The following is a 25,179-nucleotide window of genomic DNA, read 5'->3' on the forward strand; positions in this document are numbered from 1 at the left end:
TTAAAAGTTCAGGTTCGCAAATCTTCTATAGAAGGGAAAGATATAATAAATACTGAAAAAGGGGTTGTTGAAACCACTATTAGTGATAGGAGACATTATTTTGCTTACAAAAGTATTTGTTAAATATAATTCAATGCCTTTACCAATGAAGGCAGCAATGTGGTTTCTGTTTTGCAGCATATTACAAAAATGTTTTTCTGTTATTACAACGCCAATTTTTACCAGGTTACTTACAACTGACCAATTTGGAGAGTTTACTATCTATATATCTTGGTTAAACATTTTTGCGATATTTACAAGTTTTAGGCTAGATTATGCTGTATTTAATAAGGGTATGTCCAAATATAGAAATGGAAAAGATGATTATACTGCTTCAATGCAGTCAATAACTACAATTTTAACATTAATATTATTTGTTATATATTTACCTTTAAGGAACTTAGTTTAATAATATAACAGGCCTGTCAACATTTGTTACCCTATGCATGTTTTTAGAATTAGTTTCTAGTCCCGCAATCAGTTTATGGACAATTAGACAGAGATATGACTTTAGATATAAATCAGTAGTGCTAGTTACGATCATTATTCTATTGATAAATTCAGTATTTGGTGTTATTGCAGTATTAATTTCAGAGGAAAAAGGAACGGCACGTATTCTTTCGAGTATATTGGTTACTTTAATTTTCGGGTTAATTATTTATATAAATAATATACGAAAGGCAAATTATTTTATTGTATGGAAATATGTAAAATTCGCTATATTATTTAATATCCCACTCATTCCTCACTATATATCTGCTTATATCTTATCATCATCTGATAGAATAATGATACAAAAAATGTCTGGATTAGATAAGGCCGGAATATATGGTGTTGCTTATAATATTGGACTTACGATGACTATGGTTACTACAAGTATAAATAACGCAATTACTCCATGGCAATATAGGAAATTAGAACAAAAAGACTTTAAAACAATTGGAGAGTATTTTAATCAGATAATGGTTGTTATCATGATACCTATTGCATTATTTATAGCATTTGCACCAGAAGTTGTGAAAGTTCTCGCTAGTTCGGAATACTATGAAGCAGTATATGTAATTCCACCAGTTGCAGCTAGTACTTTCTTTATATTAATGTATGGATTATTTAGTAATGTGGAATATTATTATGAAGCAAATAAATTTACCATGTATGTTTCAGGTTTTGGAGCAGTTCTTAATGTTGTATTAAATTACTTTTTTATTAAGTTGTTTGGCTATGTAGCTGCAGGTTATACAACGCTTTTCTGTTATATTATTTTTACATTTACACATTATGCGTATTCCCAGTATATTGTGAAAAAGAGAGAAGGATACATAATATTCTCTCCTAGGGCAGTCATTATATTAACACTTTTAATGGTTGGAATAACAATATTATTAAGTCTTTCATATAAATACTTTTTACTGGGAGGTATGGTTTGATATTGTTAGTTGCTATTGTATTAATTTATAAAAGAGAATCATTCATACAATTTTTCAAAAATCTAAAAGAGAATAGTTCTGAGAAATGGGGGTAATTATGGATAGCAACTTTATAAATTCTGAATATAGAGATGAATATTGGGTAGATGAAAAAAGAAAAAAACTTTGGAAAGTTGAACTAGATACACTAGAAGTCTTTAAAAATATATGTGAAAAATATAATCTAAGCTATTTTCTTATAGGGGGGGCAGCAATAGGTGCTGTACGACATGGTGGTTTTATTCCATGGGATGATGACCTAGACATAGGAATGTTAAGAAAAGACTATGATAAGTTTGTCAGTGTTGCAACAAAAGAACTAAAAGAGCCATATTTTTTACAAACCCCTTTAACAGATAAGGGATATTTTTGTGGTGGAATCTTAAGGATTAGAAATTCAGAAACTACAGGGATAATAAGAGATGATGATAGAAAACAAATAAATGGTGGTATATTTATTGAAATCTACCCATTTGATGGGACCCCCGACGACGAGTTAGAAAGAAAAAAACATTTGAGGGCAATGGAAAGGATGTATCTTTTGCTTAAGATTGCTTCTGATAATAATGTTCCAAAGAGATGGTATAAAAAGGTTGTTTATAAATTTCTTCAAAGTATATTAAGATTGTGGAAGATTGAGAATTTATATAGTCAATTTCAAAACCTAAGTAAAAAATATTCTTTTTCAAATACGAAATGTGTGGATACTCCTTCATTACCCTACTTTGCAAAAAGGGGTATTCATAAATACCCAATTGAAGATGTAACTAATACTGCGGAAGTGCCATTTGAATATACAAATGTAAGTATACCGTGTAATAATGATAGATGTCTCAGAATTCATTTTGGGGACTATATGGTTTTACCTCCCGTTGAAGAAAGGGGAATACATCATAAAAATTTGGTTTTTTATGATCCAGATAAACCGTACAAAGAATATTATGGCAAGGATTTAAAAGAATACTTTGGTGCGTAAAGTAGTGATCTTATAATTAAGATTGGTATCCTTCTTCTAAAGGCGAAAAATATTATGTAAGTTTACGTAAGATTTTTTAATTGTTTAGGATTCATTAAGCTCTTTTCATTTAGTAAAATATATATTTATGGACGTGTTGATAACAATGCGGATAAAAAAATATTAGCATGTGGGGGTTCCTATGTGAAGGTTAAGGACATGTTAATAAACATTTTTAAAGGGACGCTTTGGAGATTATATAAGAGTATTTTGAACGTATGATTGATAGTATAAAATGCTGTTTTAGTGGCTTGGAAAATGTATGGCATTAGCAGTTTTCGAAGGGAGAACCCCTCGTTTTTTTTAGTTTTAATTTCTGCCATTACAAGTGAAATGTTCCAATTATAGATTATTATAAGTTATAGAAGACTATAAATTAGGAGGGTAGTAATGAATATTCTTGTTACTGGAGGAGCAGGATTTATAGGTTCGCATACTTGTGTTGCTTTGCTAGAGGCAGGGTATTCCGTTATTGTTGTAGATAATCTTTGCAACAGTAAAGCTAGTACTATAGACAAAGTTAGACAAATAGCTGATAAGGATTTATCTTTTCATGAAATCGATGTAACGGATGAAGGTGCTGTAGAAGCAATATTCTCAAAGTATGATATCGAGAGTGTTATTCATTTTGCAGGCTTAAAGGCTGTTGGTGAGTCAGTTAAAAGGCCTTTAAGTTATTATTATAATAACATTGTTAGTACTATCGTACTTGCCAGGGTCTGTCAAAAATATGGAGTGAATAAATTTGTTTTTAGCTCTTCTGCAACGGTGTATGGAAATAATTCAGTACCATTTGTAGAGACCATGAATCTTTTGCAAACTACAAATCCATATGGTGAAACAAAAGCAGTTTGTGAACGAATTTTAACAGATTTAGCTAGGGCAGATACTGGTTTTTCTGTATCCATTCTGAGATATTTCAATCCTGTGGGGGCACATGAGAGTGGACTGATTGGTGAAGCACCTAATGGAATACCTAACAATCTTATGCCTTATCTAACCAAAGTAGCTAAAGGGGAACTAGAAAAGTTAAGAATCTTTGGAAGTGATTACCCGACAGTAGATGGCACTGGAGTTCGCGATTATATTCATGTGATGGATTTAGCTGAAGGTCATGTAGCGGCACTGGATAACCTTACTGAAGGAGTCCACATTTATAACTTAGGTACTGGCCAGGGGACTAGTGTACTAGAGTTAGTGAAAGCTTTCGAAGAAGCTAATGGAATTGAAATTCTATATGAAATTGTAAACCGTAGGCTCGGAGATATTGCTAAATGTTATGCCGATGTCTCAAAAGCACAAAAAGAGCTAGGTTGGGAAGCCAAGCGGGATATTTTGACCATGTGTCGGGATGCTTGGCTGTTTGAAAAGAACTATAAAGAATAAATTAAAGATAAAATGTATCCTAGTACTTGTCACGTAAATATTATTTAAATTAACAGTTACGAACGGGTCGATATGGCCTGTTTTTTTGTGGAGGGATAATATGAAGCTTGTATTGCTTTCAGGTGGATCTGGTAAGCGGTTATGGCCTTTATCAAACGATACAAGATCGAAACAGTTTTTAAGAGTATTAGAAGGTAATGATGAAAAGCAATCCATGGTTCAGCGTGTATGGGCGCAGTTAAAAACAGTGGGTCTTGCTGATTCATCTGTTATTGCTACATCTAAAATGCAAAGAGACATGATTAATAGTCAGTTGGGATTGGATGTTCCTCTTATCATTGAACCGGAAAGACGTGATACTTTTCCGGCTATTGCTTTAGCAGCCTCTTTTTTATATTCTGTTCAAGAGCTATCTGAAGATGAAGTGATTGTTGTTTTACCGGTTGACCCCTATGTGGAGGTTGGATTTTTTGAGAAGGTAAAGGAACTTGAGAATGTGCTACTAAATTCACAAGCTGATTTGGCTTTAGTTGGAGTTAGACCGACATATCCTTCCTCTAAATACGGCTACATAGTTCCTAAAGGTGCCGTTCAGGAAGATAACTATTTTACAGTTAATCACTTTACAGAAAAGCCAAGTGAAGAAATGGCACAATCTCTTATAGAAAAGAGTGCTCTATGGAATTGTGGGGTGTTTGCATTTAGATTAAATTATATTATAAATATATTAGAGGAAAAGGGATTCCCAATTAATTATGATAGACTTGAATTGGAATATAAAACTCTTCCAAAGATTAGCTTTGATTATGAGGTAGTAGAGAAAGCTAAACATATTGTTGCGCTACCTTACGATGGTTATTGGAAAGACCTTGGAACGTGGAATACATTAACTGAAGAAATGGCTACTTTACAACTAGGTAAGGGTGTCCTTAGTGAAGATTCCGTTAATACACATTTAATTAATGAACTCGATATCCCAGTAACTGTCATTGGAACAAAAGACATTGTAGTAGCAGCTAGTCCTGATGGGATTCTGGTTGCCGATAAGGCTTCAAGCCCGAAAATTAAAGATTTAATTGGTGGTTTCAACCAGCCCCCAATGTATGAAGAGCGAATTTGGGGCTGGTCCCGAGTACTGGATTATACCCAATATGATGACGGAAACGAAATGGTTACAAAACGAATATGCATCCATGAAGGAAAAAATTCCAGCTATCATTACCACAATTTACGGGATGAAGTTTGGACGATTGTCCGTGGAGAAGGTGAATTAGCCCTAGATGATTATATTACTCGTGTGAAAGCAGGGGACATTATTCATCTTCCAGCAGGAAAAAAACACGGCATTAAAGGACTTTCGGAGTTAGAATTTATTGAGGTCCAAACGGGAATGGGGATTAGTGAGGAAGATTTCACTCGCCTTTACTTTGAATGGGATGATGTCATTAATCATTTTAATAAGTCAAAAGCAAAAGTGATCTTATAAAATAAGGGAGGGACTAAGTTCTTTCCCTTTTTATATTAATCTATCCTGGAACCAATGATTTAAAACTTCCAAGTACATTGAATCAATTGTATAGAAATCCTTGTTCAGAAATGTGGAAGTTTCGTAGCTATTATATAACTCTGCTAAAGTTAGGTTATTAATAATATTTGTTATTTTTTTGTTTGATTTAATTTGTATTCTAAAATGTGAATTGAACCCATCTGGATTTTTTTACTTACTCTAGTAAAGGTGGAATTTAAATTGAAAATTGCTGTAGCTGGAACTGGTTACGTCGGCTTAGTAACAGGTGTGTGTTTAGCTGAAAAAGGGCATTCTGTTTCTTGTGTTGATATAGATAAGAAGAAAGTTTCCTTGATGAACTCTGGTGTTTCCCCTATTTATGAACCAGGTTTAGATGAACTAATGGTAAAAAATATGAATAAACTGACCTTCACCACTAATTATAAGGAAGCATATAAAGATGCTGATGTAATTTTTATTGGAGTTGGAACCCCTGAAAAGCATGATGGTTCTGCTAATTTATCGTATGTGTATGCAGTTGCGGAACAAATTGCCCAAAGCATTGAGAAAGACTGTGTAGTGGTTGTGAAATCAACTGTACCGATTGGAACAAACGATAAAGTGGAGGACTTGATTAAAAACAACCTTGCTCATAACGTTAAGGTATCAGTTGCTTCCAATCCCGAGTTTTTGTCACAGGGTACAGCTGTACGGGATACCTTGCACGCATCTAGAATTGTTATTGGAGTAGAAAATCAGGAAGCTGGAGAAGTACTGCGGGAAGTATACAAAGATTTTGAGGCACCTATTGTCGTAACGAATCGCAAAAGTGCCGAAATGATTAAATACGCATCTAATGATTTTCTAGCCCTTAAGATTTCTTTTATTAATGAAATTGCTAACCTTTGTGAAATCATTGGTGCGGACATTGATGATGTTGCGCTTGGAATGGGGTATGACAGCCGTATCGGGAATAGATTCTTAAATTCAGGAATTGGTTATGGTGGATCTTGTTTCCCGAAGGATACAAAGGCTTTACACTGGCTGGCTAACTTCCATGATTATGAGTTGAAAACAATTAAGGCTGCAATTGATGTAAACGAAAACCAAAAACTCAAATTAATTAAGAAGTCTCGTAAGTATTTTGATAGTTTAAAAGGATTGAATATAGCCGTTCTTGGTTTAACGTTCAAACCCGGTACGGATGATTTAAGAGAGGCACCATCTTTAGTTAATATCCCTATTATGCTGGAGGATGGCGCTAATGTTAGAGCATGGGATCCTGTAGGCGTGGATAACTTTGAGAAGAAATACCCTAACGAGATTACTTATTGCCCAACTATTGAAGAGACAATTAAAGATGCTGATGTCTGCTTTATCTTTACGGAGTGGGATGAGGTCAAAGACTTTGATCTATCACAATATAGCAAGTTAATGAAGAACCCTATCATTCTTGATGGTCGTAATTGCTATGATTTAACAAGTGCGAAGAAAGCTAAAATTGTTTATGATTCCATTGGTAGAGAAACAGTAAATACATTAGAGGTTTCACTGGTATAATACTTTAGTGAGCCTTGGAAGAAATGATGAGAGGGAGGAGATTTAAGTCCTTCCTCTTTTTGAATTACAACTTTATACATTACATAGATAATGAAATTCTTTTTTTAACAGCCCAGATAAACGTAGGTCTCCCTGTATGAAGGCCTGTTGGCTGTTTATAATATGATGATGGGGGATTAGATTCCCTGTTTGGCAACAAGGGGGAAGTGTAGTGACGAAGCAGAAGAAGTGGGCTAAAGGGGCGATTGTATGGATGATATGTATCTTTTGCTTTACGCAGCTGCCCTATTTTACAGGGGAAAACACCTCTAAAGCAATCCACAAGATAGTGGAAACGGAACATAAGGCAATCAGTACACCAAGTGCAGACAATCAGGAGGTTGGTATTTTAAACCTAATGATGAGAAAATCAACCCATTTTCTAGTGTTCGGATTTCTTGCATTTTTATTGTTTAAGTCACTGGGTGTAAAACGATTCTCTTATTTCTTGGCATGGCTAATTACCTTCTTTTACGCGATGACGGATGAATACCATCAATCGTTTATGCCAGGAAGAGTCTCTTCTTTTAGGGATGTTTTAATCGATTCATTTGGTGCCTTTATTTTCTTGACGATAACCTATTTGGTAAATAGACGAATAAAGGCAAGGACTCGTTAACCGGTACTTATTCAAACTCGGCTGCCACGAATGAGTGGCAGCCGAGCCTTTTCTATGTATATAAATTATAAGATAAAATGCAATATGATCCTCAACCAGCCGAAAAACGCTAACCACAATGGAACACTTAGAGAAGTGCCCCATACTAACCCAACTAGAAAATTCCCTTGCTCGTCCATCGAAATCAACTCCCATATAGGTTGGTTTCAATTCTTTTAGCTACGCCATAATTTGTAACCGTTTTCATTAATGTGTATACATTGAGTCGATCTACAAATCAGTTTAAATTCTGGTTATAGAATTTTTCTAGTTGCTGGTCACCATTTTTTGCTGCCATCATAAGACTCATGATCAAAACAATGAAAGTGGACCCGACAAGTAATCCTGCAAGAAAATATAACATAGTACCCCTCCTGAACTTTTTAAACCCATAATTCGCAGGAAGGCTTCATATTCGGCACCTGGCTGGCATAGTTTCAAGAACCGTAGCCCCTATAGTTTTGCGCCACCATCTTTCAACGGCTTTGCCCTTTCGTACGAACTATGTCTATTACAATCATATTATACCATATCTTGCTAATGCTAAATAGCAAATAAACTATTAACAAAGGGCAAACCAAAAAAACAGGAGAATATAAACGGTAAAGAAACAAAAGGCCCAGCAGTCTGTTAATCATGGCTTTTGTAAAGGAGGATTAGCTACAGCAAGAAAGGTGTTACAACTACATATTTCGGTGCCTGTCACCGCCCGAAGTTTGTCGAGATTTGTAGAATGAAAGTTTGTTATTTTTCAATATGCAGTAATCGCCGTGGAATTATACCATGGTATAATTCCACGGCGATTACTGTGATTCCTTCTATATATAAAGGGAAAATATAAAAAATTTGCTATTCCAAAATGGCCGGAAGTTGACGGATTGCCTGTCCGGTATTAGACGGTTATAAAATTCCGGTGCCTGTCACCACCCTGTCACCACCCGAACAATGCGAATTTTGTCGAAGAATGCATGGTTGCTAGCTGTACGGGAAGTGGTAGAATGGGGGTGTAGTCTTAGGTTGCCGTATATAGTATTCCTCAACTGATTTTCTCCTTTCTAACGATTCCTATCATTTTTTCTCACTCTCTTCACTAATTAGAATTCCCATTGCTATTTGCAGGTTACAGATTTAAGAATACGAGGCTTTTCCAGGAGGTTGTTTTATGACTGTGAAGGTGTCAAGTATTGGCTTAAAAGGGTTAGAAGGCTACTGCGTTCAGGTGGAGGTGAGGATTACGCCTGGCACGGAGTCAATGGTGATTGTTGGGTTGCCTGATGCCTCCGTTAAGAGTCACGGGAGCGGGTAATTGCGGCACTGAGCCGGTTTGATGCCGACGTGACGGACCAAAAGGTGGTGGTGAATCTTTCGCCAGCGGAACAGAAGAAAAATGGACCGTTGTTTGATTTGGCGATTGCCATTGCCGCTTTAAAAGAGCTGAATTTTATTAAAGGCGAGATTCCTTTGGATACGGCGTTTATTGGCGCTCTGTCTCTTGATGGGACAGTGGTAAAAGCGGAAGGGATGCTGCCGGCATTGACTGCGGCAAAAAGCCTCGGACTCAAAAAGGTTTATTTTCCTTTTGACCCATCCATTCCCATCCAACTGCTGCAAGGACTAGACTGTCGGGTGGTCCAACATATTGAAGAAGTCGTACAGCATTTAGAGGGGCAGGAAAGTTTGACATTGATTCCAGCGGCGGTCTCTGAGGCTCCTATACCACAGTTTTCGCATCGTCCTTTAAAGGATTTCGCCCATGTAATCGGTCATGAGCAGGCGAAGCGGGCTCTGATGATTGCTGCGGCTGGCGAGCATAATGTGTTAATGAGCGGTCCGCCTGGCTGTGGGAAGAGTTTGCTGGCGGAAACCTTTCCATCAATTCTGCCTTCGCTGACCAATCAATCCCAGCTCGAAGTTATGAGCTTATACCAATTGGCGGGTGAGAAATTAATCCATCCTACCCCGTATCGTCACCCCCATCATTCGGCATCATCTGTTGCGATTATTGGCGGCGGATCCACACCTCGGCCGGGAGAGATTTCTTTGGCCCATCATGGAGTTTTATTTTTAGATGAGATAGCAGAGTTCCCCAAAAAGACACTGGATATGCTGCGGCAGCCGCTGGAGACAGGCGAGGTGACGATCAGCCGGGCCCATTCCACGGTGACCTATCCTTGTTCCTTTATCCTGATCGGTGCCATGAATCCATGCCCCTGTGGATACCTTGGCTCCGCCAGCCACTATTGCACGTGTTCCTCCAAACAAATCCAAGCCTATCGAAATCGTTTGTCAGGTCCAGTGTATGACCGGATTGATATCCTTTTATCCTTAAAGTCGGTTAACCTTAATCAATCCATCATTCGGAACAAGTCTTCCAAGGAAATCAAGAAATTGGTGGAATTGGCTCGTGAACGCCAATACGAGCGTTATCAGCAAGAAGTTACCAATGCGAAGGTGCCAGTTGAGATTCTGTTGGAGACGTGCCGAATATCGAGTAACCAGCAAAACATGCTGACAAATGTGGTAGCCAAGCAAAATTGGAGCAATCGGGTGCAAATCAAAATCCTTAGGCTGGCCAGGTCGATATCCGATTTGGCGGGGGAAGCAGAGATTTCCGACCAAGCCATCTGGGAAGCAATGGCGCTAAGGCGCTGGAGCTACCAAAAACAACAGAGTGTCGCGAGGGAAACTTGATATGTCACGTGAGAAGCGTATCTGGATCCCCCATCGGTTTTATCATATCGTCTGCAGGGGCAATCGTCGTGACCCGCTGTTTCGTAACGCATCTGATTTTGAGGCCTTTCTCCATATCCTCAGTCAACTCCATCGGGACTATCGATTCGAAATCGCCTCCTATTGCTTGATGACCAACCATTATCACTTGCAAATCCGTAGCTCGGAGGTGTCACTCTCCAAATTGATGTCACTCGTCAATAAACGGTACGCCAATTACTATAATACGAAGTACCGCTTAACGGGCCATGTCTATGAGAAACGGTTCTATGACCATGTCATTGAAGACAAACAAGGGATGCTGGATGTCAGCCGGTACATCCATTTGAATCCTGTTGAAGCCAAAATGGTCAGAAGGCCGGAATACTATCCATGGAGCAGCTTCCCGCTATACAAAAGTTCCAGAATCATTCCTCCGAGTTTTATGAATAAGGAACAGCCTGCTTGGTTTTTATGAAGGTACGGAAGAGATGAGAAAGGATAAGTATTGTCATAGTTTACTTGGGAACGGAGCCCCGCCCCGAATAGAAAAGTGAACTTTAATAAATTGACATTTTTCTCCTATGCTAAGATGGGGGAAACCTTAATCCAAGCTCCTTTGTGGCACTTGTAATCAAACCTTTGTTTGACTGACAATATTCATGTCAATTTTTCGAATGAAGGTCTTCTATACCCGTGCATCCGGCAAATTTAATCAAATGGTTGTTTTATTTTCGAGGGCTGCCGTTAGACAACATTTCTTACGATTCATCAGTATTTGTTGAAAACAAGAATGGTTGGTCCGAAAATACCTAGCTTTTCAGCAAAATATGGATTTAAAAATCAGATAAAACCTCAATTTGAGGGGGCTTTTCCCCGTTTTAAACAATCGTTTGTTTGATTGCCGATATTCTACTCTATTTAAGATGCAAAATCCTTTTGTACCGGGTTATTTGGCGTATTTAATTAATCATTTGTTTACAGCGAATTCTGATTAGGGATGGTACCTGACCATTGAATTGACTTCCGAGGATACACCACTGGTTATTATTGACGGGAATCCATTCAGTTCTAGTTCAAGATGTACGAAAGGAACAGATGATATAGCAGAGTGGAAAGGTACTTTATGGCCATGGAAGTTTGTGTTTTAAGCAGGTTGTTGATGCCCTTTTATGACTGTGTGTATAAAGTCGCTCTTGTTTTCATATTTGTTTAATGGTGGGAATTTTTAAAGGGGGGGTACGATGTGAAATATACAAAATCGATTATGATTGGTCTCATTGCGTTAGTAATTGTTGTTGTGGGATTTGCTTCGGTAACCACTGTCGAATCTGGGAACAGGGGTGTGCTGGTGCAATTGGGAGCCGTTAAGCCGACCATTTTATCGGAGGGTCTTCATTTTAGGATACCATTTGTCCAATCCGTTCAACAAATTGAGGTTCGGGTTCAGAAGGAGGAAAGTTCCCAGTCGGCATCCTCAAAGGATCTTCAAATGGTCACAACAAAGGTCGCGGTCAACTATTCGGTTGATCCCGAAGCGGTCAATAAACTCTATCAGGAAATTGGAATGGATTACCGCACCCGCATTGTGGACCCTGCTATTGCCGAAGCACTGAAGGCAGTTACCGCCCAGTACACGGCAGAGGAATTAATCTCAAAACGTCCCGAGGTATCAGCGAAAGTGAAGGAAATACTGGCGAATAAATTAACAAAATACTATATGCTGCTTGAGGATATTAATATTAAGGAATTTGCGTTTAGTGAAGAGTTTAATAAAGCCATTGAATCGAAACAAACCGCAGAGCAAAATGCCCTGCGCGCCCAACGGGATCTCGAAAGAGTCAAAATTGAAGCGGAGCAAAAGGTGGCACAAGCCCAGGCTGAAGCTGAATCGCTGCGGCTAAAGAAACAAGAAGTCACCCCAGAACTAATTCAATTGAAACAAATCGAGGTCCAGGAAAAAGCCTTGGAAAAATGGGACGGACGCCTCCCGAGTGTAACAGGAGGCGCAACACCATTCATCGATGTTAACGGGCTTGAGAAGCAATAGATCAGATGCCAGGGGGACGGTTCTTGTGGTTCTTTTTATCAACTGATGTATAGTTGGACGTGGGAACTGTCCCTGCGCCATCAATGCCTCGAAAGCAAAAGAGCCACGAGAACTGCCAATGTGGTAACGTAGCCAGTAGAACCGTCCCTGTGGTGTCACCAGCGTAAAATAGCCCCCTCAGAATGTCCGGTGAGGATTACTTTACGCTTATACAATAATAGAAAGCTCCTCTTTATTACATTGTGTATTGATAGGAGCTTTCAATTTAAATAAATATTAATTTGCTGAATCTTATTGTAAAGACGTCATAAAAAAACTGTAATTCGTTTTTTCTCGATCTAACTGTACATATGTAATTCCGTTACTAGTTCCATATTTTTGTGAATTTGAATTCTCATCATCACTTACATAGTAATCCACTAACTGTTTAAAGACTTCTTCAGACTATTTTTATAGAAGGGTCTTTTATTAGTTTGAGTGGATTCTGGTTCTAAATGATTATTCATTAAATTTTCTCCTTGGGCTTTGATGGGATGTTTGATATATCTAGCAATAAAGTACGATTGCCATACTTTGAATTTATTAAAATCCTTGCGCTTATTTTCCTTTTAATTGGTTGGTAGAATCGATCCTTTTTTAATGATTAGACCGCCGCCCCTGAAACCATCCACCTTCCCTTTGATGGTAATGAGATCACCAGTTGCTAGATTGGTGATTTCGCCCTTATGTTGGTCTTGTACGATTACGTGGATATAGCCACTTCCTCCGTCTAGATAAACGGTGCTTTCCTGAAGAATAGTACCCATCAGCCAGGTCCTGCTAACTTTAGCTACCTCACCGGTGATTTCGACAACATTATCATCATATCGGCTTTCTGCTGAAACCTCGTTCGAGCTGTAGTCTTCGTATATTTCATTCGCTGAGACTATGATATTGGTCAGTTTGTTCTCGACATCAGGGGTTCCTATTCTATAGATGCCATAGACCAACATGCCTGTTTATGGCATTCTAAATATGTAGGGTATGGCACTTAATTTATGCAGGCCCCCGGGGGCCTGCATAAATTAAAAAAACCACTTGTCAACATTCCAAAATACACATACACTTCCTGTTGGGACAAAGTCGTGCAGGAGGTATTAAGGAGATGTTGGCAGTGGCCGAAATCAAGTATATCAGACAACAGGTTAATAATAAAGGCTGCGGGTATTCAAATGTAGCTAAAAGAATGGGATTAGATCCCAGAACAGTTAAGAAGTATGCGGATAAGGAAGACTTTAACGAACAGCCGAAGGAGAAACAAACAAGAGTATCAAAGGTTTTAGGGCCAGTGAAGCCAATAATTGACGATTGGCTTAAGGAGGATTTAAAGAAGAAAAAGAAGTTTCGTAGAACAGCTAAGAGAATATGGGATTTGTTAAAAGATCAGTATGATTTTAAGGGTTCTGATAGAACTGTTCGTGATTATGTTTCTAGGAGAAAAGAAGAATTAGTAAACGAGGCGGATCAAGCAGCACTACCACTTGAGTCCATTCCTGGAACAGCACAGGTGGATTTTGGTGAGGCCCCATTTATTTATGGAGGGGATGAAATTGTTCTTCCGTTTCTTGTGATGTCATTTCCAAATAGCAATGGCTTTTATTTTCAAGTCTTTCCTTCACAGAATAAAGAGTGTTTCCTAGAAGGTTTAAAGAGAGTATTTCATTATATGGGAGGAGTGCCAAAAGCGATTCGCTTTGATAATCTCACACCTGCCGTTAAAAAAATATTGCCAAATGGGGAACGGCAATTAACAGAGGAATTCCAAAACTTCGTTTTACATTACGGCTTTGAATGTGAATTCTGTAACCCCGCCAGCGGAAATGAAAAAGGACATGTGGAGGCAATGGTCAAGTATGTTAGGAATAACTTTCTTCTACCAGGGCTCCATGTGATTGAATTAGATGAGTTAAATAAGGAATTATGGGGAAAGGCCGAGAAAGATCGTCAAAGGAAGCATTATCAGAAGGATCGAGTAATTTCTGAATTGTTTGAGGAGGATAAGGCCGCCTTCTTACTATTACCGGCAAAGGAATACGAATGTGTAAGATATGAGACCCTAAAAGCTGATAAATACGGTTATGTGAAGGTGGACCTCAATCTATATTCGACTTCGCCGAGATACGCGCTAAAAGAGGTTCTCGTAAAGATTTCATACAACTCGGTGGAGATTCTGAATGAGGAGAATCTTCTAGTAGTTAAGCATTCAAGGCTTTATGGTCAATATCGAAAATCAATGAAGTGGCAGCCTTATTTGAACTTAATGGCCAAACGCCCTACGGCACTTAAATACACCAGTTTCTTTGATCAGCTGCCGGAAGAATGGAAAAACTATTTTCAATCCTGTACTGTGGCAGAAAAGTCAGAAGCATTGAAACTATTATCGCTAATTTTGAAAGAGCATGATTTCAGTCTTATAACAAAAGCGCTTGTCACCGCATCTGAACACGGGCATCCCTCCGTGGATGCCATAAAACAAGTATTCTATCAGCTTATCAATGGCCGTGGAATCCGGAAAGAAATAAAACCGAAAATGACGCTTCCTTCCCTGCCTGAAGCAACGCGAGGGCTCAATCGTTATGATCAGCTTCATAAAGGGGGCGATGCATAATGAACGGGGAAATTCAGACCTACGCAAAGAGGTTAAAGCTTAGCTGGATTAAAGAGCATTTCCATGAAGTAAAAGCTGCGACCCATGAGGAGTATTTATTAAAGATTTTTGAAGCGGAACTCCAGCAACGTGAAGAACGCAGGACCAATCTACTATTAACCCAGGCTACACTTCCAAAAGTACAGGGCAAGCCTTTTGACTGGAATGAGGTACAAATTCCGGCAGGAATGACTAAGGACAGTCTATTAAACGGGGAATTTATTGAACGACAGGAGAATGCCATTTTTTACGGCGGAGTGGGTGCCGGCAAAACTTACTTGGCAACATTGATTGGCTTAAATGCCATACAAAGGTTTGGCAAGTCAGTAAAGTTCTATACCGTTGCAGGGCTGGTAAATCGGCTTCTTGAAGCAAATGAAAAAGGAACACTTATTAAATTGTTTAAGCAAATCGAGAAGCTGGACTGCCTGATCCTTGATGAGCTGGGCTACATACCGCTGCATAAACAAGGTGGAGAATTACTGTTCCAGGTTATTTCGATGTGTTACGAAGCAAAGAGCATTATTATCACGACTAATCTTCAGTTTGGTCAATGGAATCACGTCTTTGGTGATCCCATTTTGACGGAGGCAGTCATCGACCGACTGATTCATCATTCTCACCTAGTAGTGTTCAATGGTGATAGTCATCGCTATAAAGAATCTTTACTAAAAGCTTAAAATGAATGTTGGCAAAGTGGATACATTTTTAATTGCCGTTTAATGCATTTTTTACTTGCCAAATACAAACATGCCGGCAAAGATGAGGAAACCGATAGCCAGACCGCCAATAGAGGAATCGTTCTTGCCGTCACTAGATTGCCTTTTTTCCTCCTTCAATAGGTCTACTACGAGATAGAGACAAAGCAATGCGGCTGCCCCACTAACTAGAATTAAAATCATCTGCTGTTCTCCTTATTCAATTTTCTTCCTTACTCCAGACTGACTCGTTCTTATTGCCCAATTAATAGTATATTAGAAATAGTTAATTTTTACTATCCGTTTTACAATACCTAGGGGGAAACGGCAATCGGAAGTTTTGCACGTATAAAAGAGTAAATAACCGTTGCTTTATTTAACTGATAACTATGGACGATAGATAATCCTGTCTTTAGGGTATTATTAAACAAAGTTTTAATGATATTGCTTGTCTTTGACAATACGGATAACATACGAAAGTTAATCAAGATCATAAAGGGGTTTGCTAAAGGGGCCTATAAAAGTAAAACTCTATCTCCGAAGCAATATAATATTCATAGAATCTAAAATTTGTTCCTATAGGAACCTTTTTTTCAATAATAAAATATAGGCACAAATAGTAACGGAAGGGCCGAAGAAACCATGGCAAATGATAAAACTTTAAAAATGACTAGCTCAGATTTTGTCAGCAATAATGATTTCAATTTAAAAGAGGCGATAGAAAAAGTTCTAACGGAACTAGAGATACATCCTATAACCAATCATAATTGGAAAACATTCAATATCGTTCTAAATACTAAGTCTTCGCGCCAGCAATCTGCTGAAGTAAAAAGAAAGATTCGTGAAGAGGTAGGAAAAGGGGTAGGTGGAATCTATATGGTCGCCAAACAAAAAACCATTCTTTATATCGGAGAGAGCAGAAGGAACATAGCTAATCGATTAATTCGGCATATGAACAAAATCGATATCCGAACCGATTATCGCTCTGATTTTTTCAAAATAAGAGAACATCAAGGGAAGCTAACAATCTATTTCTTTCCCCTTCCTTCTAATCTAATTGAAAGTAGGAAAGTAATTGAAGAATTGCTCACGATTTTCTTGGAGCCGGAATACAAAAAATGGGAAATGAAAAGGAAAGTTCTCGATTTGCGAGCAGGGATACATAACGCAAAGTAAAAGTTGGTAAGGAAAATGATACGAATTAATAATTCCGCTGCCTGGCGGTTAACAGGTGAGCCAATTACAATAGCTGCACCCGGGATCCGGGGTTTTCTCTTTAGAAATCAGTGTTTCCAGCAAATAAAATCAAACGTTTGATTTAGATGACCAGTAGTCCATACATAAAGACCCTGGGGGACGTTTCTTGTGGCATTAAGCCAGGGAAACTGTCCCCCATGGATTCGCTAATCTTCTTCATCTTCAGATAGGTTATAATCCTCACCGGCTTCGTGGACTTCTTTAATAAACTCATGAGGCAATATTTCTAATGCTCTTGAGATTTTATAGACCGTATCCAGAGAGGGAGATTTTTCATTTCTTTCGAGGTCCCCAATATAGGAGCGATCCAAACCGGATTCAAGGGCAAGTTTTTCTTGTGACATCCCTTTGGCTTTGCGCCGCCTTCTTAAAACATTACCTATGTAAATGGCCAAGGAAATCCTCCTTTTTAAAACCATTAGATAATTAGAAGGGGTATCACTCTACAGGCTACAGTCCTCATTTCGAGATTTTATGAAAAAATAGTGAAAAAAGGGGTGGCGAGACAGCATTTTATTTGCTATAACGCAAATGCAAACCGCCTGTCCGCAAGTTGGCGTATGTTACCCGTGAGTTGAATTCCTCTATCCGCAATTCAGCGTGCGTGATCCGCCAGTTGAATCCGGAAAACCATGGAATAATGCCTGGCAAAAAGCTAGGAGAGCCATCCCAATGAATTCAGGTCTCCAAATGGGCAAACAAACCAAATTCCTTATGAAAGCCAAGTTCGATGGTACCGGTCGGGCCATTACGATGCTTGGCAAGTATTACTTCAACCTTATTCCGGTATGGAGTATCTTTCGTGTAGTAATCATCCCGGTACAGGAAGGCGATGAGGTCGGCATCCTGCTCAATCTGTCCACTTTCCCGCAGGTCCGATAGAATCGGACGCTTGTCTTGGCGGCTTTCAACGCCTCGGCTCAGCTGGGACAAGGCGATTACTGTCACGTTTAGTTCCTTAGCCATGGTTTTCAGCGATCTTGAAATTTCATTGATTTCGGCCTGTCGGTTTTGTTTGAGGCTTCGGTCGCCTTCAATCAGTTGGAGGTAATCAACCACGACCAGCATTCTACGGTCTTGACCATACTCTCGTCGAGCTTTACGGACCTTTGTCCAAATATAAGAGATATCCATCCCGGCCCGGTCAAAGATATGGAGGTTCAGCTTGGATAGTGCTCCGATTGTTTCAGTCAAATGCTGCCAATCTTCCTCATGAAAATCTTTTTTCGGGTTCTTCAACTTCCGGCTATCAATCAAGCCGGAGAACCCGGCTATCCGCTTCAGCAACTGCTTTTTTGACATCTCTAGGGAAAAAATCAGGCTGATGTCCTGCTTAGCGGCACGAAAGGCAAGATTCAGGGCGAATGCGGTTTTTCCCATGCTCGGACGCGCCCCAATAATCACTAAATCGGATTCTTGGAAGCCGCCAGTCAGTTTGTCCAAGTTGGAAAATCCGGATGGGATGCCAACGATGTCGCCCCAATCTGTTTCACAGTCCATGAACAAATCGACCAAGGAAGGGGTAATGCTGCCCGTGTCCTCGTCAGTTAGATAGTCATGGATCTCCATCAGCTCCTGAATCCCATTATGGATGGTTTTGCGGATATCATTGCCTTTAGCCTCGTCGATGAGGCGGGAGGCAATCTGAACCGTTTTTCGTTTTTGCGCATGTTCTCGAATGGTCTGCTCATAAAAGTGAAAGTTGGCGGTGGATGGCACACCCCCGGCCAGCCGTGTCAGGTAGCTGACTCCGCCAAGCTCTTGCAGGCGGTCGGCTCCCAGTTCGTCGATAAAGGAAATAAAGTCGATTGGCTTTCCTTTCTCATCCAGGCTGCGGATGACGGAGTAGATAAACCGCAAATTCGATAAATAGAGCTGCTCCGGTTTGATCGTGGCTTCCTTCACTAACTCTTTTTCTAAAAAGAACGCCCCTATGAACGCCTCCTCCGCTTCCTGGTTGAAGCATGCAGAGGGATCTGGTGTCACATATTCCATGTTTTTTACCTCCTGTTAGGCATGAGAATGCTAGAAAATGTCCTGTGATTTTTCTCAGATAGGATCAAGCATCCTCAGCTTATTGCGTTCGTTGGATTCCCAAAATCGCTCTCATGCGGGCCAGCTCCCGTTGAACCACCGCTTCACATGCCGGTTTCTGTCCGGTGGTGATGATGATTTTGGTTTCGCCGGCGCTAGGGACTGTCATAGCGCCCGATGGTTTCGGTAGCAGGTCGGCTATTTTTGGCGGATAAGGTGATTGTTTGACAAAGGCAAACAGGTTTTCCAGGACCTCTTCGGACGGATAGGCTTTTAACACTTCATGCCACAGGTCGACTTTTTCCTGACTCACGATAAACTGCTCATAAAAGTTGCTAATCGTCTTTAATAGCTCAAATGTCTCCCGCTTAATCATCTAAATCAAAATCCTCCTCTTGGTACGTAGTGCCTCTTCGTGCGGTAATGGGGACACCGCGGGATGGCTCGAAGTAAGGAGTCCCTGTTGATTTTTGGTTCAGGTAGGCTTCGAACTTGGTTCCGAACAATGTTTCTGGTCTTAGGTATTGGCTCATATGGCGATCATTCAGCCATTCAACTGTCTTGAGGTCAATCACTTTCTTAAAGTCCTTCAAGGTAAAGCCTTCCTTGCATCTGGCTTTAATTAGCTGTCGGGTCTTCTTGGTTGTTGATTTGTAGTTAGCGTTCGTTTGTTCATTGAGGTAGTCGACAATGTCGACAATAGGGAGTATTTTCTCTGTTGTAATCTCTGAAGTAATCTCTGGTATTGCTTGGGTCAACTCGCTTTCTCCTATGGCCCATTCTAAAATCTCCGATGGGTCAGCTTGAACTGACGATGGTACGGAAATCTCGAAAGGGTCCGGTTCCGCTTGCAACTGTGTTGTGTCGCTGGCGGGGACTTTCGCAAGTGATTCCACCCGTTGATAATCAATCGTGTACCACTTGGTTTTATCCAGCTTTATCTTATTCCAATTGGCGGATAGCAGGAACCCACGCTCTTCCAGTGAAAGAATGATTCGTTTAATGGTGCTTTCTGACCAAAATGGCATTTGTTTTTGCCACTCCTTATAGGTATTGTAAATCCATCTTTTCCCTTCAATCACATGGGAACTCGTTTGGACCCAATAATGAATCTGCTGGAGCACGATGGCTTCGTTCAGGCCAATTTTTGCAGCAAGGGAAGGGATGATCATGATGGGAGCTTCGTCAATTAATAATTTGCTCATAAATTTTCCTCCTGGAAGTCATAATAGAATGCCATAAAAAAGAGGGTGGTGCTAGTTGGCGTTTGCATGCCGGTCCCACCCTTTGAAAAAGCAATATAAAAAAAATTAAGTGCTTATTGTCAGGTGGAGGGCTGAGTACTTGGTGCTGTCGTTAAACCGATATCTTTTAACCAGTTGTTTTCAGGGTCATCTTCGATTTCTTTGAAGAACTCTGAAGGTTTTATTTCAAAGCATCTTGACAGGATAATGATGGTATTTAAGCCTGGTTTTTTCCGATCCCTTTCTAATAAACTGATGTAGGAGGGATCCAGCAAGCAACGATCTGCTAGTTCCTCTTGTGTCAGTCCGAGGTCCTTTCGCTTTTTTCTAAGGGCTTTTCCGAACTGAACATTTGGGGAATTTTCCAATATGCATTCTCCTTTGAACATTGAAGTTGTCTGCTGGAACCTTTACTTTTGCTCTTCTTCCAATTGGTCAAACGGATATTTTCCGGATTTCTCTCTGGTGAATGGATCGTTTTTCTTTGGAGTGTGATCGTTGATGGCTGCGTTTGGATGGATGCCTCTTTTGGCTGATAGAGTGAGTAATTGTTGTGCTTTTTGTATTTTGTCATTAAAGGCCGTTACTTTGGAATCCACGATCATCGTGTAGCCGTTGCTCATTTCTACTACGGTGTTTTTGCCGAAACCAGTGGTTTTCACGATATGTTTGGGATTAAACCAAATGCAATCTGCATTTTGGGGAGATTCAGTTGGAAACAGGCAAATCCCCAAATAGGGATTCACAATAATTGGGCATTTGGCCTTCTTATCCAGTATGGACTTGGCCCCAGTGACAGCACCTTTCAAGTCAAAACCGATGGATGTTAACGTATCGTCCAAAAGCTGCAACGGAGTCCGGTCTACAAGAAAAGCTGAAGCCCCGGACACGACCCGGGTGCACAGCTTTCCGAATGGATTATATTCCCCTGTCATTAATATCATTTTTCTCTCGACAAAATAACTTTTTTGAGTCGTCAATGGATCATCCACTCCTAAAAGAATATGTATTTTATCCTCCCGACATTATTTAACAATAGTTTTGTAAGCGATTCCACGGACTAAAGTACAAATTCCGACTTTATTCGCGCTGCTTCTTGACAAATCTTTGACAATTGAAACTGAGGGATGGTTTTGTGCTTCAGTGGAGGCTATGGAGATGACTAGGATGATAACCCCATATATGGTGCCACCCTTCAGTGGTTTGCCCATGTCCGGTATATACAGGATCTCGTTACAGAATGGGTTAAGCGAATCACAAAAAATCAATTTTAAAGCCAAAATCGGTATCAAAACGTATTCTTTTATTTCAAATTTGATTTTTGTTTTTTTGTGATGCAGAGGGACGTGGTCTTATCAGGGGGATATCCCTGTTGACGCTCTAGTTAATTGAAGGGGGAACCTTTTATTCAAATTATTTCTGGAATCCTAGTCGGTAGTGTTTTCTTTTATATCGAGGTTGTTCTTCCAAAAAGAACAGAGAGGAAATCTCCTCTCTGTCTAGTACTCCCTATTCATTTAGTTTAAGACCATCTTCTAATTTCGTTACATTTGTCTCCGCATCATTATAATCGGTCATCGCACTGTTCAGTTGTTCGTCTGGCGAAGACCCATCTTCAATGGCTCCTGGCTTCAGTTGTTCTAGTATATGAATCTGTTTATTCACTGACGAAGTTAAGCTGTCCGTAGTCCCATTCAGTAACGATAATTCCTTATCTGAGAAATTGGTGGAATATTTAGCAGCCGCTTTTTTTACGTTATCCAAAAACCATTCTTCGGATTTAATCGAATCGATGGTAGAATCGACTTCTTTTGTGATTTCACTAGAATCAGTAAGTTGATTACTGTTACTGATAAAACTGTTCAAGTTATTATCACTACTTGTTAAATCTATTGCTTTCATCGCACTATTTAGGTCCTCCTGAATAGCTATGGTGTATATGGCTTGGCTAGAATTCATCAATTTTTTGGCTTTTAATGCTTCTTGATCAGAAAGCTGGTTCACCAGTTCATCCAGGGTGTCCAAGGACTTTTGGATATCCTCATCATCGTTGTATTCAATTCTAGTCTCAGTACCGATTCCGTATGCAATCAGGTTCACATCATTACTGAAATCAGTATATTCTTCCCTTGTTAAATATCCGACTTGTTCCTCAATCTGTTTATTATAGTTTTTGGCATCTTGTAGTTTTGCCATAATTTCTGCTTTCGCTTTTTTTCCTTCTTCACTCGAAACTGGTTGTTCTTTTTGGGTGCTAGTCTCTGTATTTCCACACCCTGTTACCACTGAAATGAATAATGATGCTAGTAAAAGTAATAGATATACTTTACCCTTTTTCATATGATCCCCCTATAAATCTATTCTTAGATGCACTTCTAATCATATCACTATAATAAAAATTTTTGTTTTGACACTCTTTAATTGACATAATGTACCTTGGAAAAATAGACATTCCACATCCTTGTTCTTGAGAACTGGTCCCTAAATAAACTTATTGGCCTATTTCAGGCCTTTTTTGAACATGAAGCACCTCCCCCAAGAGGGGCTGCAGCCCTAGATTAGAAGTTGCCGGGTTACTTGTTGTCCCCTCATTCGTTCGAGAAGACTCTGAATCGATACCAATACTGGTGTTTTACCTAAGGGGGCATCACCTAATCGTAGTGCCATTTTTCGCCTCTATTAATGGGGGGAGAAACCTTCAGCCAAGCGACTTTGTGGCAATTTTAAACAAACGTTTGAATAAATGACAATTTCCATACCTTTTAATCGAGTGAAAGTCAGCTGTACCAATGAATCTTACGGAATCAATTAAATGTTTGATTCATTCCTGATGCCTTCCATTAGACATCATTCTTCAAGTTTCATTCGGCATTTGTTGAAAACAAGGAGAATCCGTAAGCCATTACCTGATTTTTCGACAAAATCCAGATAAGAAAATTAGAAAAAACTTTTTTAAAAAGGCTCTTTTCGCCTTTTAAAACAAACAATTATTTATATGACAATATTCATCTGTATTTCTGGTTCATAATTCCTTTGTACCGGGGTTTTTGGCCTATTTAATCAATCGATTGTTTAAATGGCAAAACACTATGATGATTCCGTTTTGGATTGGTACCGGTAATGGCTGGATGGTAAAATGGAAGAAAACGATGCAGGTGACAACATGAATTTGTGTGAGCGCTGTGAATTAGCTGAAGCGAAGATTGTATTAGGTATGGAATCGATTAGCATGCATTTATGTTCTAATTGTTATAATGAACTCATGGCTGAGGAGCTTGATATGAAATTAGAGCAGCTGCCAGATACTTTTTCATGGAAGGATGCTCAGGGAATGAGTCGGACATTTCATGTGGATCGGCGGATTCATCCCAATGGAGTCTACTTGGAAGCAGCGGAAGCGAATGAATTTGGCTACAGATTTGCTGTACATGGTGAATTAGACTGTGATCAGCTAGATTTATTTACTAAATTAATGGCAAAAACACGAAAAGGACTAGCCAAGCAACACGTAGGGACCAACGTTTACCCGAATGGACACGCTTACTACTCCATGATAGGTGATCAGATAATAGGTTATATTGAGCATGATGAGACTTCTGACGGTACGCCACTTGTTATCATCGATGGCAAGCCTTTCACGTGGGAGGAAGTTGGCAAGATGATTATGTCATATGAAGGCTTTCGAATGAAGATAAAGATGTACGATATAACAGATGATGTGGATGAGGAATCAGACAATTAGGCAGCAAGGGGATGGCATAGTGACGAAGCAGAAGAAGTGGGTAATAGCGGCGATTGTTTGGATGATAGGTATTTTTTGCGTTACGCAGCTGCCCTATTTTACTGGGGAAAACACCTCAAAAGCAATCCACAAAGTAGTGGAAACGCAACATAAGGCAATCACCACGCCAAGTACAGATAGCCAGGAGATTGATATTTTAAATCTAGTGGTGAGGAAATCAACCCATTTTCTTGCGTTCGGCATTCTTGCGTTTTTATTGTTTAAATCACTGGAAGCGAAACGGTTCTCTTATATCTTGGCATGGGGGATGACCTCCTTTTATGCGATGACGGATGAGTACCATCAATCGTTTATGCCTGGAAGGGTCGCATCGTTTCGGGATGTCCTAATCGATTCATTTGGCGCCTTCATCCTGTTGACGATTATCTATTTCGTTAATAGGAGAAAAAAGGCAGCGGCTCGTTGATTTTTATTGCTAAATAAGGAAGCTCGGCTGCCGCTTTTATGGGGAGCCGAGCTTTTTCTATAAATGGCTGCCACCCCAAAAGGAGCAGCATCCATAGAGTAATAACTAGTCTTTGCCGGGATGTTGCGTCATCCTTTCATTCGTTCAGGAAGACTTTGGATCGACTGGACCACTAAATCGAGCTTAGACTCAATCCGGTAAAGCAAATAAAGGGTCACCACGATGGGGAAGCCCACCTCGCTGATGAGCGGAATGATTTGTTCCACGAGCGTTCACTCCTTTCTCTATTAATCTCTTCATAAAAAAGGCCGGTTTCTGCTGAATCCGGCCTCTCCGTTTATTGCACCTTAAGCAAGCTCATACTCCACGACATTGCGGTCGATCACTTTTGCTCCTTTCGCCGCAACCAGCTTGCCGGTGCTCGATACGAATATGTCAGAAGCAATGATTTGCGCCATGGATAGCTTGACGACTTCTTCGTCGATTGGCTCCTTCGGATTAATAGAAAAACTTATTTTAAATGAGTTTATTAGAAGATAATCTCGCATAAAATTAATTTGTACTAGTTGTGCTCAAACGGAGGTATCTTCTTCCCGGCAATTATTAAGGAGTAATTTTGGAGG

At 39.7% G+C, this 25,179-nt stretch carries 26 protein-coding genes, 1 pseudogene and 1 riboswitch; of the genes and pseudogenes, 15 read left to right on the forward strand and 12 right to left on the reverse strand.

Annotated elements, in window-relative coordinates:
* Positions 1-100 precede the first annotated feature (100 nt).
* From ACY8D0_RS09910 to ACY8D0_RS09940, 7 genes are all read left to right on the forward strand, one after another.
* Positions 101-448 (forward strand): lipopolysaccharide biosynthesis protein, encoded by a 348-nt coding sequence (locus ACY8D0_RS09910; RefSeq protein ID WP_462410350.1) that lies wholly within the window; start codon positions 101-103, stop codon positions 446-448.
* Positions 449-485: 37 nt separating this feature from the next.
* Positions 486-1,466, forward strand: coding sequence for an MATE family efflux transporter (locus ACY8D0_RS09915; protein WP_462410351.1), 981 nt, complete (start codon positions 486-488; stop codon positions 1,464-1,466).
* A 97-nt stretch (positions 1,467-1,563) separates the two neighbouring features.
* The gene (locus ACY8D0_RS09920; protein WP_462410352.1) at positions 1,564-2,481 is read left to right on the forward strand and encodes a LicD family protein; all 918 of its coding nucleotides are present in this window, start codon (positions 1,564-1,566) and stop codon (positions 2,479-2,481) included.
* A gap of 429 nt (positions 2,482-2,910) precedes the next feature.
* Positions 2,911-3,906, forward strand: a complete 996-nt coding sequence (galE, locus tag ACY8D0_RS09925) for a UDP-glucose 4-epimerase GalE (protein ID WP_462410353.1) — start codon at positions 2,911-2,913, stop codon at positions 3,904-3,906.
* A 100-nt stretch (positions 3,907-4,006) separates the two neighbouring features.
* Positions 4,007-5,392, forward strand: coding sequence for a sugar phosphate nucleotidyltransferase (locus ACY8D0_RS09930; protein ID WP_462410354.1), 1,386 nt, complete (start codon positions 4,007-4,009; stop codon positions 5,390-5,392).
* Positions 5,393-5,653: 261 nt separating this feature from the next.
* Positions 5,654-6,973, forward strand: coding sequence for a UDP-glucose dehydrogenase family protein (locus ACY8D0_RS09935; protein ID WP_462410355.1), 1,320 nt, complete (start codon positions 5,654-5,656; stop codon positions 6,971-6,973).
* 211 nt (positions 6,974-7,184) lie between these two features.
* Positions 7,185-7,631 (forward strand): VanZ family protein, encoded by a 447-nt coding sequence (locus ACY8D0_RS09940; protein ID WP_462410356.1) that lies wholly within the window; start codon positions 7,185-7,187, stop codon positions 7,629-7,631.
* A 277-nt stretch (positions 7,632-7,908) separates the two neighbouring features.
* Here ACY8D0_RS09940 and ACY8D0_RS09945 read toward each other — a convergent pair whose 3' ends face one another.
* Entirely contained in the window at positions 7,909-8,034 is a 126-nt protein-coding gene (locus tag ACY8D0_RS09945) for a DUF3789 domain-containing protein (RefSeq protein WP_462410357.1), read from the reverse strand.
* 50 nt (positions 8,035-8,084) lie between these two features.
* A riboswitch (cyclic di-GMP riboswitch) is annotated at positions 8,085-8,170 on the reverse strand.
* Positions 8,171-8,832: 662 nt separating this feature from the next.
* Here ACY8D0_RS09945 and ACY8D0_RS09950 point away from each other — a divergent pair.
* From ACY8D0_RS09950 to ACY8D0_RS09960, 3 genes and pseudogenes are all read left to right on the forward strand, one after another.
* Positions 8,833-10,361: pseudogene (locus ACY8D0_RS09950) on the forward strand (YifB family Mg chelatase-like AAA ATPase).
* Position 10,362: 1 nt separating this feature from the next.
* The gene (locus ACY8D0_RS09955; protein ID WP_462410358.1) at positions 10,363-10,857 is read left to right on the forward strand and encodes an REP-associated tyrosine transposase; all 495 of its coding nucleotides are present in this window, start codon (positions 10,363-10,365) and stop codon (positions 10,855-10,857) included.
* A gap of 789 nt (positions 10,858-11,646) precedes the next feature.
* Complete coding sequence (locus tag ACY8D0_RS09960; protein ID WP_462411339.1) at positions 11,647-12,429, forward strand: prohibitin family protein; 783 nt, start codon at positions 11,647-11,649, stop codon at positions 12,427-12,429.
* 608 nt (positions 12,430-13,037) lie between these two features.
* On the opposite strand, the gene ACY8D0_RS09965 is transcribed toward ACY8D0_RS09960, so the two are convergent.
* Positions 13,038-13,421, reverse strand: coding sequence for an OB-fold protein (locus ACY8D0_RS09965; RefSeq protein ID WP_462410359.1), 384 nt, complete (start codon positions 13,419-13,421; stop codon positions 13,038-13,040).
* 152 nt (positions 13,422-13,573) lie between these two features.
* Here ACY8D0_RS09965 and istA point away from each other — a divergent pair, with 152 nt between their 5' ends.
* Positions 13,574-15,076, forward strand: a complete 1,503-nt coding sequence (gene istA / locus ACY8D0_RS09970; protein ID WP_462408543.1) for an IS21 family transposase — start codon at positions 13,574-13,576, stop codon at positions 15,074-15,076.
* Positions 15,076-15,795, forward strand: a complete 720-nt coding sequence (gene istB, locus ACY8D0_RS09975; RefSeq protein ID WP_462408544.1) for an IS21-like element helper ATPase IstB — start codon at positions 15,076-15,078, stop codon at positions 15,793-15,795. The genes istA and istB overlap by 1 nt, the downstream gene beginning before the upstream one ends.
* Positions 15,796-15,846: 51 nt before the next feature.
* On the opposite strand, the gene ACY8D0_RS09980 is transcribed toward istB, so the two are convergent.
* Positions 15,847-16,017: a hypothetical protein gene (locus ACY8D0_RS09980; protein ID WP_462410360.1), complete on the reverse strand. Its 171-nt coding sequence runs from the start codon at positions 16,015-16,017 to the stop codon at positions 15,847-15,849.
* 438 nt (positions 16,018-16,455) lie between these two features.
* Here ACY8D0_RS09980 and ACY8D0_RS09985 point away from each other — a divergent pair, with 438 nt between their 5' ends.
* Entirely contained in the window at positions 16,456-16,989 is a 534-nt protein-coding gene (locus tag ACY8D0_RS09985; protein WP_462410361.1) for a hypothetical protein, read from the forward strand.
* Positions 16,990-17,216: 227 nt separating this feature from the next.
* On the opposite strand, the gene ACY8D0_RS09990 is transcribed toward ACY8D0_RS09985, so the two are convergent.
* The 7 genes from ACY8D0_RS09990 to ACY8D0_RS10020 all read right to left on the reverse strand — a co-directional run bounded on the left by ACY8D0_RS09990 (position 17,217) and on the right by ACY8D0_RS10020 (position 22,688).
* Positions 17,217-17,465: a helix-turn-helix domain-containing protein gene (locus ACY8D0_RS09990; protein ID WP_462410362.1), complete on the reverse strand. Its 249-nt coding sequence runs from the start codon at positions 17,463-17,465 to the stop codon at positions 17,217-17,219.
* Between the two features lie 283 nt (positions 17,466-17,748).
* The gene (gene dnaB / locus ACY8D0_RS09995; RefSeq protein ID WP_462410363.1) at positions 17,749-19,065 is read right to left on the reverse strand and encodes a replicative DNA helicase; all 1,317 of its coding nucleotides are present in this window, start codon (positions 19,063-19,065) and stop codon (positions 17,749-17,751) included.
* A gap of 79 nt (positions 19,066-19,144) precedes the next feature.
* A complete protein-coding gene (locus tag ACY8D0_RS10000; RefSeq protein ID WP_462410364.1) occupies positions 19,145-19,480 on the reverse strand; it encodes a replicative helicase loader/inhibitor in 336 nt (111 codons plus the stop codon).
* Complete coding sequence (locus ACY8D0_RS10005) at positions 19,473-20,309, reverse strand: conserved phage C-terminal domain-containing protein (RefSeq protein ID WP_462410365.1); 837 nt, start codon at positions 20,307-20,309, stop codon at positions 19,473-19,475. The genes ACY8D0_RS10000 and ACY8D0_RS10005 overlap by 8 nt, the downstream gene beginning before the upstream one ends.
* A gap of 119 nt (positions 20,310-20,428) precedes the next feature.
* A complete protein-coding gene (locus tag ACY8D0_RS10010; protein ID WP_462410366.1) occupies positions 20,429-20,716 on the reverse strand; it encodes a helix-turn-helix domain-containing protein in 288 nt (95 codons plus the stop codon).
* A gap of 42 nt (positions 20,717-20,758) precedes the next feature.
* Positions 20,759-21,328, reverse strand: a complete 570-nt coding sequence (locus ACY8D0_RS10015; RefSeq protein WP_462410367.1) for a competence protein ComK — start codon at positions 21,326-21,328, stop codon at positions 20,759-20,761.
* A 529-nt stretch (positions 21,329-21,857) separates the two neighbouring features.
* Positions 21,858-22,688 carry a hypothetical protein gene (locus ACY8D0_RS10020; RefSeq protein WP_462410368.1) on the reverse strand — a complete coding sequence of 277 codons (831 nt, stop codon included), beginning with the start codon at positions 22,686-22,688 and terminating at the stop codon, positions 21,858-21,860.
* A gap of 796 nt (positions 22,689-23,484) precedes the next feature.
* Here ACY8D0_RS10020 and ACY8D0_RS10025 point away from each other — a divergent pair.
* Together ACY8D0_RS10025 and ACY8D0_RS10030 are read left to right on the forward strand one after the other, a co-directional pair.
* Positions 23,485-24,090, forward strand: a complete 606-nt coding sequence (locus ACY8D0_RS10025) for a DUF7686 domain-containing protein (protein WP_462410369.1) — start codon at positions 23,485-23,487, stop codon at positions 24,088-24,090.
* A 19-nt stretch (positions 24,091-24,109) separates the two neighbouring features.
* Positions 24,110-24,556 (forward strand): VanZ family protein, encoded by a 447-nt coding sequence (locus tag ACY8D0_RS10030; protein ID WP_462410370.1) that lies wholly within the window; start codon positions 24,110-24,112, stop codon positions 24,554-24,556.
* 128 nt (positions 24,557-24,684) lie between these two features.
* Here ACY8D0_RS10030 and ACY8D0_RS10035 read toward each other — a convergent pair whose 3' ends face one another.
* Positions 24,685-24,822, reverse strand: coding sequence for a YvrJ family protein (locus ACY8D0_RS10035; protein WP_042462125.1), 138 nt, complete (start codon positions 24,820-24,822; stop codon positions 24,685-24,687).
* Between the two features lie 81 nt (positions 24,823-24,903).
* Positions 24,904-25,104, reverse strand: coding sequence for a DUF2922 domain-containing protein (locus tag ACY8D0_RS10040; RefSeq protein WP_462410371.1), 201 nt, complete (start codon positions 25,102-25,104; stop codon positions 24,904-24,906).
* Between the last annotated feature and the right edge of the window lie 75 nt (positions 25,105-25,179).

It is taken from the genome of Neobacillus camarae (assembly GCF_054950115.1).

Bases quoted from the DNA above. Each gene is read 5' to 3' on its own strand.
- ACY8D0_RS10005 (WP_462410365.1), bottom strand. From the start codon at position 20,309: ATGAGCAAATTATTAATTGACGAAGCTCCCATCATGATCATCCCTTCC.
- ACY8D0_RS10020 (WP_462410368.1), bottom strand. From the start codon at position 22,688: ATGAAAAAGGGTAAAGTATATCTATTACTTTTACTAGCATCATTATTC.
- ACY8D0_RS10040 (WP_462410371.1), bottom strand. From the start codon at position 25,104: ATGCGAGATTATCTTCTAATAAACTCATTTAAAATAAGTTTTTCTATT.
- ACY8D0_RS09955 (WP_462410358.1), top strand. From the start codon at position 10,363: ATGTCACGTGAGAAGCGTATCTGGATCCCCCATCGGTTTTATCATATC.
- ACY8D0_RS09965 (WP_462410359.1), bottom strand. From the start codon at position 13,421: ATGTTGGTCTATGGCATCTATAGAATAGGAACCCCTGATGTCGAGAAC.
- ACY8D0_RS09915 (WP_462410351.1), top strand. From the start codon at position 486: ATGTTTTTAGAATTAGTTTCTAGTCCCGCAATCAGTTTATGGACAATT.
- ACY8D0_RS10025 (WP_462410369.1), top strand. From the start codon at position 23,485: ATGGAAGAAAACGATGCAGGTGACAACATGAATTTGTGTGAGCGCTGT.
- ACY8D0_RS10000 (WP_462410364.1), bottom strand. From the start codon at position 19,480: ATGATTAAGCGGGAGACATTTGAGCTATTAAAGACGATTAGCAACTTT.
- ACY8D0_RS09945 (WP_462410357.1), bottom strand. From the start codon at position 8,034: ATGTTATATTTTCTTGCAGGATTACTTGTCGGGTCCACTTTCATTGTT.
- ACY8D0_RS09930 (WP_462410354.1), top strand. From the start codon at position 4,007: ATGAAGCTTGTATTGCTTTCAGGTGGATCTGGTAAGCGGTTATGGCCT.
- ACY8D0_RS09980 (WP_462410360.1), bottom strand. From the start codon at position 16,017: ATGATTTTAATTCTAGTTAGTGGGGCAGCCGCATTGCTTTGTCTCTAT.
- istB (WP_462408544.1), top strand. From the start codon at position 15,076: ATGAACGGGGAAATTCAGACCTACGCAAAGAGGTTAAAGCTTAGCTGG.
- dnaB (WP_462410363.1), bottom strand. From the start codon at position 19,065: ATGGAATATGTGACACCAGATCCCTCTGCATGCTTCAACCAGGAAGCG.
- galE (WP_462410353.1), top strand. From the start codon at position 2,911: ATGAATATTCTTGTTACTGGAGGAGCAGGATTTATAGGTTCGCATACT.
- ACY8D0_RS09920 (WP_462410352.1), top strand. From the start codon at position 1,564: ATGGATAGCAACTTTATAAATTCTGAATATAGAGATGAATATTGGGTA.
- istA (WP_462408543.1), top strand. From the start codon at position 13,574: ATGTTGGCAGTGGCCGAAATCAAGTATATCAGACAACAGGTTAATAAT.
- ACY8D0_RS09960 (WP_462411339.1), top strand. From the start codon at position 11,647: ATGATTGGTCTCATTGCGTTAGTAATTGTTGTTGTGGGATTTGCTTCG.
- ACY8D0_RS09985 (WP_462410361.1), top strand. From the start codon at position 16,456: ATGGCAAATGATAAAACTTTAAAAATGACTAGCTCAGATTTTGTCAGC.